This is a genomic window from Bacillus cereus group sp. MYBK15-3 (assembly GCF_051916765.1).
Lineage (GTDB): Bacteria > Bacillota > Bacilli > Bacillales > Bacillaceae_G > Bacillus_A > Bacillus_A cereus.
The window spans coordinates 774,755-787,586 of sequence record NZ_JBQAHG010000002.1; the positions used below are offsets into that span (position 1 = coordinate 774,755).

The following is a 12,832-nucleotide window of genomic DNA, read 5'->3' on the forward strand; positions in this document are numbered from 1 at the left end:
TTCTTTAAAATTACATGAACAAAAAGAGAGAAATTTTGTTATGATAAGGGAGGTTAGGGAAAGGGGAATTTACATATGGGGTATATTGAAGAGTTACGAAAAGTCGTTGGTACAAGACCGCTTATTCTCGTAGGATCAGCAATCATTATATTAAATGATAAACAAGAAGTATTGCTTCAATATCGTTCAGATACATATGATTGGGGTGTACCTGGCGGGGCGATGGAACTGGGTGAAACGACAGAAGAAACGGCACGTAGAGAGTTATTTGAGGAAACGGGGTTAACTGCAAAAATAATGCAATTTCTTGGTGTTCTATCAGGAAAAGAAGTATATTTTCGTTATCCGAATGGCGATGAAATTTTCAATGTCATTCATCTGTATCAGGCACATCATGTGAGCGGGGAATTAAAGCTCGATCATGAAGGGTTGAAACTTCAATATTTTCCAGTAGATAAGTTGCCAAAATTGAATGAAACGACAGAGAAAATTTTGCAAAAGTTTTTATATGCACTGACAGAATAGAAGGTTAATTCCTTCTATTTTTATTATATTAAATATTTTGATTTTTTAGTATGTTTATAGTATGATAGTTATAGATATACATCTTATGGAATTTCACCTAAAAACTTACTAGGGTACATAAGAGAGGGGCAAGTACAAAATGCATAATGTTGTTATTACAGCTGCAGTTCGTTCGCCAATTGGAACTTTTGGAGGAGCGCTAAAAAATGTAACGCCAGTAGAATTAGCTGTTCCTGTACTTCAGGAAGCTGTAAAACGAGGCGGGGTAGAACCACATGAAGTTGATGAAGTAATTTTAGGTCATTGTATTCAAAGAACTGATGAAGCAAATACAGCGAGAACAGCTGCATTAGCGGCAGGATTTCCTGACACAGTTACAGGGTATACAATCCAACGTCAATGTTCTTCAGGTATGCAAGCAATTATGTCAGCTGCAATGCAAATCCAATTAGGTGTAAGTGATGTTGTTGTTGCAGGTGGAGTAGAAGCGATGAGTTCGAGCCCTTATGCATTGAAACAGCACCGCTGGGGACAACGTCTACAGCACGGAGAAATTCGTGATACGGTGTGGGAAGTGTTAGAAGATCCGATTCACCATATTATGATGGGTGAAACAGCGGAAAATTTAGTTGAACAATATGAAATTACAAGAGAGGAACAAGATGAAGTTGCTCTTCGCAGTCATACATTGGCACTGAAGGCAATCGAGTCTGGACACTTTGACGATCAAATTGTTCCTATTACAATAAAAGAACGTAGAAAAGAAGTAGTATTTTCGAAGGATGAGCATCCACGTGCAGATATTACAGCGGAAAAATTAGCAGGGTTAAAACCAGCATTCCGTAAAGATGGGTCTGTAACTGCAGGTAATGCATCTGGCCTGAATGACGGAAGTGCAGTTCTAGTATTAATGAGCGAAGAAAAAGCGAAAGAAAAAGGCTTACAACCGTTAGCTAGAATTGTTGGATATTCAGTAGCTGGAGTAGACCCGAAAATTATGGGTATTGGACCAGCACCAGCAATTCGTAAAGGTTTAGAAAAAGTAGATTGGTCATTGGAAGATGCAGATTTACTTGAAATTAATGAAGCTTTCGCGGCTCAATATTTAGCTGTAGAGAAAGAGTTAGGCTTAGACCGTGAAAAAGTGAACGTAAACGGTAGTGGCGTAGGACTTGGGCATCCAATTGGTTGTACAGGGGCTCGTATTACAGTAAGTTTAATTCACGAATTAAAAAGACGTGGGTTAGAAAAAGGAATTGCCTCTTTATGCGTCGGTGGCGGTATCGGGGTTGCCTTATTTATAGAAGCACTATAAAAAAGAAGCAGCTATTGCTGCTTCTTTTTTTACGACTCAAATAGATGATGAAATAATCGATCACGATTTTCAAAGAAAAGTTTCGTCGTTTGGTAATGCTCAGTTTCTTCTAATGTGGATTCGTGAATCCCTTCTTGTGTTAAAGAATATATAGTGGATTCAGGGTAGGCCATTAAAATAGGAGAATGCGTCGCAATAACAAATTGTGAACCTTGTTCCACTAGCTCATGCATTCGAATGAGCATGGAAAGTTGTCTCATTGGTGATAAAGCTGCCTCAGGCTCATCTAAAATGTATAAACCTTGTCCTGAAAAACGGTTCATAAATAAGGAAAAGAATGATTCGCCGTGAGATTGTTCGTGTAGTGAAACGCCGCCGTAAGATTTTATAGCATCTATTTCATCAATATAAGAAGCAACGTTATAAAATGATTCAGCGCGAAGAAAGAAACCGTCGTTTGGTGTATTGAAACTTTTGGAAATTCGAAGGTATTCATGTAAAGATGAATGTGAATCGTTAGTGCTAAAGCGGAAATTCTTCGTTCCACCTTCTGCATTAAAGCCTAACGCAATTGCAATTCCTTCAAGTAATGTTGATTTACCCGTTCCATTTTCTCCAATAATGAATGTTACATTTGGATGAAAAACTAGTGATTGTAATGTTCGGATAGCAGGTAAGCAGTAAGGATATCCGGAAAAATTAGGGATATTTTCTTTTTTTAATGTAACATTTTGTAAAAAGGGTACGTCAATCAATATATAAACCTCAATTCATAACGGATTTTGATTCTAAAAAGGCGGCAAATACAAGTGTTAATGACACCTGAATTCCTTCCTTATTTTCTGAATATTTTATGTGGATTATATCATTTAAACTATCATATTCCAATGTGAAAATAAATATTGCATGAAGATCCATTCTCTCGTTATGATATATGGTATTCTATTGAAAATGTGAGAAGGAGTTAAAGTATGCCGTTTACATTTGCACATCCAGCAGCAGTTCTTCCTTTTGCGAAAAAGCATTCTAAACATATTTCAGTAACGGCTCTTATATTAGGTAGTATGGCGCCTGACTTTGAATATTTCTTACACTTTAGACCGTATGGTGTAATTGGGCATACGTGGCTTGGATTCTTATATTTCAATTTACCACTTGTCTTTTTGTTAGCATACATATATCATTACATTTTAAAAAAGCCGTTTATAACGCATTTGCCTAAACCGTTTGCTGGTTATTATTCATATGCAATAGATGAGAGGTGGGGGCTATATACATGGAAAGAATTCTTTGTATTTTGCTATTCTGCATTATTCGGTATGCTCACGCATGTCGTTTGGGATGCATTTACTCATAATACAGGCTATTTTGTTATGAAAATACCATTATTACAAAGAGAATGGTACGGTATCTCTGTTTATAAATATATGCAACATGGAAGTACATGTATTGGTGTTCTACTATTAGTATACGTTTTATGGAAGTATAGAAATGAAATGGGTAAAGATCTTATTTTAGCTTCGGAAAAAAGAAAGTATTGGGTTTCAGTAATTGTTGTAGCAACTATTATATTTATCGTGCACGCGTTCCTAGATCCCTATTTTCATATTTTCCAAATTGGAGGTATAATAGTATCTGGACTGACAAGTTCATTTTGTGGACTTGTCATTGTTTCTATAGTTTACAAAGCCAGGGACTAATTTTATATTCATGAATGATAGCGTTAGGAGAAATGAAATGATGAAAGCATGGAAAAGTATTTTTGTTTTATGTAGTTTTCTTCTTATGTTAAGTGGTTGCTTCCATCAAGAAGAAAAGAAAGCTGAACCAAAGAAGAAAGAATCTATTCCTGAAACAAAAGAATATGGTGGGCGTGAGCTGAAAAAAGTAGGACAAAAAGTGAAAGAAACAGGATGGGGTACTTTCAAGTTAGAGCAGATGCATTCTGTGAATCAAACATTTGAAGTAGCGCCAATGAAAATTCACGTACAAGATGTGAAAGTAATTTCTTTATCACAGATGAGTGAAAAGGCAAAAAAAACATTGAAAGTATACACGGCACTAACCCCTGAAGAAGTAAAACGGAGATTAGGGGATAAAGTAAGCCAAGAAGATGCAGAATTATATGCATCGCTAAGTGGAACAGAGATTAGTAATACAATTCGTTACGTTGAGATTACATATAAAGTGGAGAATACCGGAAATAAAAATATGCAATTTTTCTCTATGAATGATGTTATGATTAATGGTAAGCAACATTTTAAAGTAGCCACTCAAAACTTTTTATATGACGAAGATACGTTAGTTGGTACAAAAAATGTATCAAGAGAAGACTATAAGCCTGGTGAAACAAGAGATGGTATTATTGGTTTAATACTTGACGATGGAAAAGACAAGGTAAAGGATATTCAGTTTACAACTGATGATTTACTTGCAGGGGATTCAGAAACACAAGATGTTGTAAAAGAGCCACAAACGTTTAACATCTCACTAAAATAATGTAAGACAAAACAGTCAGCATTCAAATATTATGCTGACTGTTTTTTTATTTCTTTTATGTATGAATCTACATTTTGAAAAGGTACCTTAATTTTAAACGCATCTTTTTGTTCATTAAATTGCTTTTCATTGTAGGGACCGAAACGTTTATTGTGCTTTACGTCAATAATCCAATAATGTTCACTTTTTTTATTTGCAATTGCTGCGTCAGGGTTATTCGGATCTGATTTTTCCTCGGTTTGTTTTGCAATAATGTATTTATCATCCCAAGCAATGTCTGTAATTTTTGCAGGGATGTATTGTGTGGCATATACAGCATCTTGCGAGGGGAAAAGTTCAAATGCATTTCCAGAAGTACGTATGAGTTCGTATTCATCGTTAACCGTATAAGTTAAGTGACCTGTGTTTCCTGCACAACCAGTTAATAGGAAGGCGACGAATAGGATTATCCATTTTTTCAATATGGGAACCTCCTTTATAATGCTATTGTAACAAATTGTACAAGAAAAGTAAGAGAAACGCTAGTTTACAATGTTTTTTAGAAGTGGTACGATGAGACGGGTAAAGAAGGATATGAAGGAGTCGACATAAAATGAAGTTAAAGATGCATCGTCCAGCGCTTGTAATGAATCGCATAGGTGCTTCCCTAATTGACATGTTTTTAATCTCGGTTATGTATGGTGCAGTAGTAGCTGTTATGACCGGAAACTATAGTGCTATGTTTAAGCGCTTTAATATAAGCTTAGGTGATTTTAGATATGATTTCGCAGTAGTTTTTATATTAATGGCGATATATTTTATTGTGTTACCCTTTATTTGGAACGGTGTTACACTTGGAAAAAAGGTAACGAGAATAAAATTAATTTCATTGAAGAGTGAAAAGCTAACGTTGCAAACATTAATTATAAGATTTTTTGTAGTGTTATTACCGAACATATTGCTATTAGGAATTCCATTAATATGTAATATATATATGATGTTGTTCCGCAAAGATAATTGTGGTTTTCAGGATTTAATTACAAAAACGAAAGTAATAAGTCTTGTATAATGAAAAAAAGACCTTTTTATATATAAAAGGGTCTTTTTGATTTTATAAGTATATGGGGAATGTTTACAGTAAGGAAAAGCTAAAATGTGTTAATTCTATTTATAATAGATTGAAAATTAAGAAAATGATATAATGATTAAAAATAATATCTTTATTCCGCCATATTGGGGCTGATTAAAATTTCACTTTATATAATAAGGGGGAGATTAAAATGACTGGAGGTAGTGTAATCTTTTGGGGGATTTTAATTTTCATCGGTTTAGTTTTCGACCAGCGTAATAATAAGAAAAAAGAAGGATAAAAAGTAAACGTTTACAAATGAGATAGCAATTTTCTTGCTTGCAGATTAATCTTATAAAGGAGTATACTGAATGACGGTAAGACTTATAGAAGGGGTAATGAAAATGAAGCTTGCAGGAAAAGTTGCTATCGTAACTGGCGGTGGCATCGGTATTGGACGTAATACAGCTCTTTTGTTGGCTAAACAAGGCGCAAAAGTTATTGTGACGGACATTGATCAAGAGAGTGGACAAGCAACAGTGGAGGAAATTATGAATCTAGGCGGAGAGGCACTTTTTGTATCCTATGATATGGGAAAGCAAGGAGATTGGCAACGCGTTATTAGCATTACTTTGAATGCATTCAGTCGCATTGATATGCTTTTTCAAAATGCAGGTTTATATAAAATAGATTCTATTTTTTCTCGCCAACAAGAGAACGATTCCAATGTACTTTGTATTAATGACGTTTGGATAGAGATAAAACAATTAACGTCATCTTTTATGAAACAGCAAGAAGAAGTGGTGCTTAGTGATTTACCGATTTTCGGTATTATTAGCACAAAAGGACAATCATTTCATACAGTAGAAGCCCTAGTATAATAATAAAAACCGCCCTCAATATATGTGGACGGTTTTTTTGTATGTGTATAGTAAAGATAAATTTTTTAGCGAATACGTTGTTCAGTTTGGTTATCAAAGAAATGTGCTTTATTCATATCAAATGCTAATTTAATTTGATCACCAGGTGAAAATGTATGTCTTGCATCTACACGTGCTGCAAAATCTTGATTTCCAAGTTTCATATATAAAATGGATTCAGCACCTAATAATTCAGCGACTTCAATTTTTGTTGTGAAGGCAGTAGATTGCGAAGCTTCTAAAAATAGTAGTTCATCATGAATGTCCTCTGGGCGAATACCTAAAACAATTTCCCTATTTACATAGCCTTGTTCACGTAGCATCTTCATTTTTCCTTCAGATACTTTAATTTTTATAGTATTGTCTATAACGAAATCGGTTTCAGTCAATTTACCACGGAAGAAATTCATCGCTGGTGAGCCGATAAATCCACCCACGAAAATGTTTTCTGGCGTTTCGTATACTTCTTTTGGAGTTCCAATTTGTTGGATTTTTCCATCCTTCATAACGACAAGACGCGAAGCCATAGTCATTGCTTCTGTTTGGTCATGTGTTACATAAATTGTTGTTGTTCCAAGGCGATGATGTAGCTTAGAAATTTCTGAGCGCATTGCAACACGGAGTTTAGCATCTAAGTTTGATAATGGTTCATCCATTAAGAAAACTTTTGCATCTCGAACGATTGCTCTACCTAACGCAACACGTTGGCGCTGTCCACCTGATAATGCTTTCGGTTTTCTATCTAAATATTGTTCAAGTCCTAAAATTTTTGCTGCATCTTTCACACGACGATCGATTTCATCTTTTGGTATTTTTCGAAGTTTTAATCCAAATGCCATATTATCATATACACTCATATGTGGATAAAGAGCGTAGTTTTGGAATACCATAGCGATATCTCGATCTTTTGGAGGAACATCATTCATTAGTTTACCATCAATTGAAAACTCGCCTTTTGAAATATCTTCAAGTCCAGCTACCATTCGTAATGTTGTAGATTTTCCGCATCCAGAAGGACCGACAAATACAATAAATTCTTTATCTTGAATGTGTAAATTAAAATCAGTTACAGCTGTTACGTTATTATCATATATTTTATAAATGTTTTCTAATTTAAGTTCTGCCATGGTATTTCCCCCTAGAAATAATTATGCAAACGTTTTCTTTGAGTTCATTATAAACGAATAGATTCAAAAAATAAATAAAAAAATAAAACGTTTTCATTTATTGGAGATTTATTAGTGGTTTTCATATGTTTTCTTAGAAAAAGAACAATAAAAATTGTAAGCGCTATTTTAAATTGAGATAGAATCTGTTATCATTCATTAATGAAAACGTTTGCGCCTTAAAAAAGAGAAAAATGAATGATGAATGAAATGGGGTAGCATAATGGAAAAACAATGGTGGAAAGAAAGTGTAGTATATCAAATTTATCCTCGTAGCTTTATGGATAGTAATGGTGATGGTATAGGAGATCTTCAAGGGATTATTTCAAAGCTAGATTACTTAAAAGAGTTAGGGATTGATGTGATTTGGTTATCACCAGTCTATGAATCTCCAAATGATGATAATGGTTATGATATAAGCGATTATTGTAAAATTATGAACGAGTTCGGAACAATGGAAGATTGGGATGAGCTATTATATGAAATGCATGAACGTAATATGAAACTTATGATGGACTTAGTTGTTAATCATACTTCGGATGAACATAATTGGTTTATTGAATCACGTAAATCAAAAGATAATAAATATAGAGATTACTATATATGGCGCCCTGGAAAAGAAGGGAAAGAACCGAACAACTGGGGAGCTGCTTTTAGTGGATCTGCATGGCAGTATGATGAAATGACGGATGAATATTATTTACATCTGTTTTCTAAAAAACAGCCAGATTTAAATTGGGATAATGAAAAGGTAAGACAAGATGTTTATGAAATGATGAAGTTTTGGTTAGAAAAAGGAATTGATGGCTTCCGTATGGATGTTATTAATTTTATTTCTAAAGAAGAGGGATTACCAGCTGTTGAAACAGAAGAAGAGGGGTATGTTTCAGGTCATAAGCATTTTATGAACGGTCCAAACATTCATAAATATTTACATGAAATGAATGAGGAAGTATTATCGCATTATGATATTATGACGGTTGGTGAAATGCCTGGTGTAACGACAGAAGAAGCGAAATTGTATACTGGAGAAGAACGAAAAGAGTTGCAAATGGTATTCCAATTTGAACATATGGATTTAGATTCAGGAGAAGGTGGAAAGTGGGATGTAAAACCATGCTCACTTCTTACTTTAAAAGAGAATTTAACAAAGTGGCAAAAAGCATTAGAGCATACCGGATGGAATAGCCTTTATTGGAATAATCATGATCAGCCTCGCGTTGTATCTCGTTTTGGTAATGATGGAATGTATCGCATTGAATCAGCAAAAATGTTAGCGACAGTTCTTCATATGATGAAAGGAACGCCATATATTTATCAAGGAGAGGAAATTGGAATGACGAACGTTCGATTCCAATCAATTGATGAATATCGAGATATTGAAACGTTAAATATGTATAAAGAAAAAGTGATAGACCATGGTGAAGATATAGAAAAAGTAATGGAATCTATTTATATAAAGGGTCGTGATAATGCTAGAACTCCGATGCAGTGGAATGATCAGAATCACGCTGGATTTACAAAAGGTGAACCTTGGATTACTGTAAATCCTAACTATAAAGAGATTAATGTGAAACAAGCAATCCAAGATGAAGGTTCAATTTTTTATTACTATAAGAAATTAATTGAACTACGCAAAAATAATGAAATAGTTGTGTATGGATCATATGATTTAATATTAGATAATGACCCTTCTATTTTTGCTTATGTAAGAACATATGGAGATGAAAAACTACTTGTCATTGCAAACTTTACTGCGGATGAAAGTGTATTTGAAATGCCTAAGGATATTAGTTATAGTGAATCAGAGTTATTTATACACAATTACGATGTAGAAATCGGATCAATAGATAACATTCCATTACGTCCGTATGAAGCGATAGTGTTCAAATTGAAATAAGAAAAAGCCTTATGCCATTTCGAACTTGGCATAAGGCTTTTTTGGATTACCATTTTAATATGGAGAATCCATATGGAGGAAGTGTAACTTGTAATACACTTGCTTCCGCTGAAAATTCTTCGTTTGTATAAATGTTAATTATTTTCTTACCAGTAACATGAAGAGGGAGTGAAACTGTAACTTCACTATTAGTAGGGTTTAAAACGAAAAAGATAGTTTCATCCTCATATGTTTTCGTATAAGAAATATAATTATGTTCATCATTTGCTTCGATGAATCGAAAAGTACCATGTCCTCCAAATGCTTTATGTTGTTTACGTAATAAAATCAATGTTTGTATATGGGTAAATAATGCATGATCTTGTTCTTTAGTATCCCAAATCATACATTTACGGCAATCAGGGTCCATGCCGCCATCCATACCAATTTCATCCCCGTAATAAATACAAGGAGAGCCGATGAAAGAAAGATGGAATACATAGAGCAATTTCAACTTATTTTTATCTCCGTTGCATGTTGTTAAAATTCTTGGAGTATCATGGCTGTCTAATAAATGAAATGCTGCTTCATTTACATTCATAGAGTAGGAATGTAGAGATTCTGTAATTTGCTTCATGAATTCACTTGCTTTAATGGAATCGTTAGCAAAGTAAGAAAGTAGAGCATTTGTAACAGGATAGCTCATGACAGCATCAAATTGATCGCCTTGTAGCCACGGAAGGGCATCGTGCCAAATTTCTCCCAAAATATATACTTCAGGATTTAGTGTCTTTATTTCAGTTCGGAATTCTCTCCAAAAGTTGTGATCGACTTCATTGGCGACATCAAGGCGCCAGCCATCTATATTGAATTCTCGTACCCAATAACGTCCTACTTCAAGTAAGTATTCTTTTACATCTGGATGAGCTGTATTTAATTTAGGCATATACGGTGTAAAGGCGAAAGTATCATAATTTGGAAGTGGTTCGGTTATAATCGGAAATTCATGAATGTGGAACCACTCTTTATATGCGGACTTCTCACCATTCTCTAGTACGTCTTGAAATTTCTCGAAAAAGTATCCACTATGATTAAACACAGCATCGAGCATTACTTTTATACCGTGCTTATGACATTCTTCAACGAGCTCTTTAAAAGTTTCTTTCGTCCCAAATTGTGGGTCAATTTCCATATAGTCAATTGTGTCATATTTATGGTTTGAATGAGCTTTGAAAATAGGTGTGAAATATATTCCGGAAATGCCAAGCTTAACAAGGTAATCAAGGTTTTGAATAACACCAGAAAAATCTCCGCCGAAAAAATTAGTTGGAGTTGGATTCGCACTTCCCCAAGGAAGGGTGTTTTCTGGATTCAGCGTACTATCGCCATTAGCGAATCGCTCAGGGAAAATCTGATACCAAATGGTGTCTTTAATCCAAGATGGTGCTTTGAATACATCATCTGCATGAATAAATGGAAAACAGAAAAAGTTACCAACATCATCATTTGGAATGCTAGAAAAGAATCCTCGCTCTGCATAAATAAGAGTGTCTGTTTCAGATTTTAATTCAAACCCATAACGTAAGCGCTTAAATTTTGGTTCGATTGCAATGGACCAATAATCAAATAATGCAGTAGAACCCGTTTTTTTCATGGGTGTACTTGCTGATATCCATTTCCCGTCTTTCCATTCGTAAGGATCACCGTAAATAAGATCGGCGCTTTGAATATCATCTCTCTTAGTACGTACTCGGATGTGAATTGTTTGTTCATCATAAGCGTATGCATAATTATCTTTCGGCCTATGATAAATGGCTTCTTTAAACATATAGAAAATCCCCCTTCAATATCTCTATACATAGTATTCCCTTAAGTGTAATAATAAAGCCTGTATTGCAAACGATTGCCTTTCTCGTAGCTTTAATATTGCTTATAAGAGTAGTATTCATTTTATATAAAGTCAATGTATAAAGAGTATAATGACATAATTTTTAAATTAATATTTGCAAAATGAATAAAAGAATGTATAATGATAGACAAATAGCGCAAACGTTTTCATAGATTGAGATATTGTTTGCGCTTCAATTAAACTATCAAATGCAAACGTTTTCAGTCACTGAGGTACATAGACAATTTAGGGAGGTTTTTGGGATGAAGAAAGCATTATCATTATTAACGGTTTCAGCATTATCTATTGGTATGTTATCTGCATGTGGACCGAAAGATTCAGGGAAAAAAGAGGAAAGTAAAGCGAAAAAAGACTATGATCTTCTTGTTTGGGAAGATGATAAAAAAGGTGTTGGTTTAGAACCAGCAGTGAAAAGCTTTGAGGAAAAATATAAAGTAAAAGTAAAAGTTGTTGAAATGCAAATGACAGATCAAGTGAAGAAGTTACGCCTTGATGGGCCAGCGGGGACTGGACCAGATGTTGTAACATTGCCACACGATCAAATCGGAAATGCAGTAACAGAAGGTTTACTTTCTGAAGTGAAAGCAGATGATGCTGTAAAGAGTAAATTTACTAATTCATCAATAGAAGCACAGACATATAACGGAAAATTATATGGTTTACCAAAAGCAATTGAGACACCAGTCTTTATTTACAATAAAAAACTAATGCCAAAAGCGCCAGAAACGATGGACGAGCTGTTTAACTTCTCAAAAGAATTTACGAAAGATGGCAAGTACGGATTTTTAGCATTAGGAGATAACTTCTACTTTGCTAATGCATTCATGGCAGGTATGGGCGGTTATGTATTTGGTGAAAAAGATGGAAAGCCAAATGCAAGTGATGTTGGATTAAATAATAGTGGAGCAGTACAAGGTGCTGAATATCTTCAAAAATGGTACAAGGAAAAATTATTCCCAAAAGGTATTATCGGTGAATCAGGTGGGCCTGCTGCTGATGGACTATTCAATGAAGGAAAAGCAGCTTCTATCATGAATGGCCCATGGGCATTCCAAGCAATGGAAAAGAACGGGATTGATTATGGCGTTGCTCCAATGCCGAAATTACCAAATGGTCAACCAATGAAAACGTTTGTTGGGGTTAAAGGATGGCATGTAACAAGTTTCTCTAAACAAAATGATTTAGCTACAAAATTCACTGAGTGGGTAACAAATGAAGAAAACGCAAAAATTCGATTTGAGAAAACAAAAGAAATTCCTCCAGTAAAATCAGTAATGGAAGATCCAATTATTAAAGATAACGAAGCTGCAAAAGCAGTTGCAACGCAATCTGAAAATGGAATTCCAATGCCAAACATTCCAGAAATGCAAGAAGTTTGGAAACCAGCTGGAGATGCGCTTCAATTAGTTGTTACAGATAAAGAGGCACCAAAAGCGGCGCTTGATAGTGCAGTGAAACAAATTAAAGGTAATATTGAGGCAAATCATAACAAGAAAAAATAAGGTGAAATTCGTGCCTCTAATATGAGAGGCACGAATTCTCTCCCTTCCATGTAGGAAGAAAAAAGGGGG

General features: G+C 34.7%; 13 protein-coding genes. 9 read left to right on the plus strand and 4 right to left on the minus strand.

What is annotated here, in order from left to right; genetic code table 11:
* Positions 1–75 precede the first annotated feature (75 nt).
* Both ACTFR8_RS12580 and ACTFR8_RS12585 read left to right on the plus strand, forming a co-directional pair.
* Positions 76–525: an NUDIX hydrolase gene (locus ACTFR8_RS12580; RefSeq protein ID WP_002005651.1), complete on the plus strand. Its 450-nt coding sequence runs from the start codon at positions 76–78 to the stop codon at positions 523–525.
* A gap of 139 nt (positions 526–664) precedes the next feature.
* Positions 665–1,840, plus strand: coding sequence for an acetyl-CoA C-acetyltransferase (locus ACTFR8_RS12585; protein ID WP_000552075.1), 1,176 nt, complete (start codon positions 665–667; stop codon positions 1,838–1,840).
* Positions 1,841–1,869: 29 nt separating this feature from the next.
* Here ACTFR8_RS12585 and ACTFR8_RS12590 read toward each other — a convergent pair whose 3' ends face one another.
* Positions 1,870–2,595 carry an AAA family ATPase gene (locus ACTFR8_RS12590; RefSeq protein ID WP_000567992.1) on the minus strand — a complete coding sequence of 242 codons (726 nt, stop codon included), beginning with the start codon at positions 2,593–2,595 and terminating at the stop codon, positions 1,870–1,872.
* A gap of 216 nt (positions 2,596–2,811) precedes the next feature.
* Between ACTFR8_RS12590 and ACTFR8_RS12595 the strand changes: the two genes are divergently transcribed.
* Positions 2,812–3,540: a DUF4184 family protein gene (locus ACTFR8_RS12595; protein ID WP_001116848.1), complete on the plus strand. Its 729-nt coding sequence runs from the start codon at positions 2,812–2,814 to the stop codon at positions 3,538–3,540.
* A 37-nt stretch (positions 3,541–3,577) separates the two neighbouring features.
* On the plus strand, positions 3,578–4,339 hold the full coding sequence (locus tag ACTFR8_RS12600) for a hypothetical protein (RefSeq protein WP_000973895.1): 762 nt from the start codon (positions 3,578–3,580) through the stop codon (positions 4,337–4,339).
* 29 nt (positions 4,340–4,368) lie between these two features.
* Here ACTFR8_RS12600 and ACTFR8_RS12605 read toward each other — a convergent pair whose 3' ends face one another.
* A complete protein-coding gene (locus tag ACTFR8_RS12605) occupies positions 4,369–4,800 on the minus strand; it encodes a DUF3997 domain-containing protein (RefSeq protein ID WP_000758785.1) in 432 nt (143 codons plus the stop codon).
* Positions 4,801–4,931: 131 nt separating this feature from the next.
* Between ACTFR8_RS12605 and ACTFR8_RS12610 the strand changes: the two genes are divergently transcribed.
* The 3 genes from ACTFR8_RS12610 (at position 4,932) to ACTFR8_RS12620 (ending at position 6,268) form a co-directional block, all read left to right on the plus strand.
* The gene (locus tag ACTFR8_RS12610) at positions 4,932–5,387 is read left to right on the plus strand and encodes an RDD family protein (RefSeq protein ID WP_100619295.1); all 456 of its coding nucleotides are present in this window, start codon (positions 4,932–4,934) and stop codon (positions 5,385–5,387) included.
* Between the two features lie 211 nt (positions 5,388–5,598).
* The gene (locus tag ACTFR8_RS12615) at positions 5,599–5,688 is read left to right on the plus strand and encodes a hypothetical protein (protein WP_000145650.1); all 90 of its coding nucleotides are present in this window, start codon (positions 5,599–5,601) and stop codon (positions 5,686–5,688) included.
* A gap of 70 nt (positions 5,689–5,758) precedes the next feature.
* Positions 5,759–6,268, plus strand: a complete 510-nt coding sequence (locus tag ACTFR8_RS12620; RefSeq protein ID WP_000218410.1) for an SDR family NAD(P)-dependent oxidoreductase — start codon at positions 5,759–5,761, stop codon at positions 6,266–6,268.
* Positions 6,269–6,333: 65 nt separating this feature from the next.
* On the opposite strand, the gene ACTFR8_RS12625 is transcribed toward ACTFR8_RS12620, so the two are convergent.
* Complete coding sequence (locus ACTFR8_RS12625) at positions 6,334–7,434, minus strand: ABC transporter ATP-binding protein (protein ID WP_070184361.1); 1,101 nt, start codon at positions 7,432–7,434, stop codon at positions 6,334–6,336.
* A gap of 262 nt (positions 7,435–7,696) precedes the next feature.
* On the opposite strand from ACTFR8_RS12625, the gene malL reads away from it, so the two are divergent.
* Entirely contained in the window at positions 7,697–9,373 is a 1,677-nt protein-coding gene (gene malL, locus ACTFR8_RS12630; protein WP_000415182.1) for an oligo-1,6-glucosidase, read from the plus strand.
* Positions 9,374–9,419: 46 nt separating this feature from the next.
* Here the strand turns inward: malL and ACTFR8_RS12635 are convergent, their stop codons facing one another.
* Complete coding sequence (locus ACTFR8_RS12635) at positions 9,420–11,180, minus strand: alpha-glycosidase (protein WP_044584818.1); 1,761 nt, start codon at positions 11,178–11,180, stop codon at positions 9,420–9,422.
* Positions 11,181–11,503: 323 nt separating this feature from the next.
* On the opposite strand from ACTFR8_RS12635, the gene ACTFR8_RS12640 reads away from it, so the two are divergent.
* The gene (locus tag ACTFR8_RS12640; RefSeq protein WP_000709923.1) at positions 11,504–12,763 is read left to right on the plus strand and encodes an extracellular solute-binding protein; all 1,260 of its coding nucleotides are present in this window, start codon (positions 11,504–11,506) and stop codon (positions 12,761–12,763) included.
* Positions 12,764–12,832 lie beyond the last annotated feature (69 nt).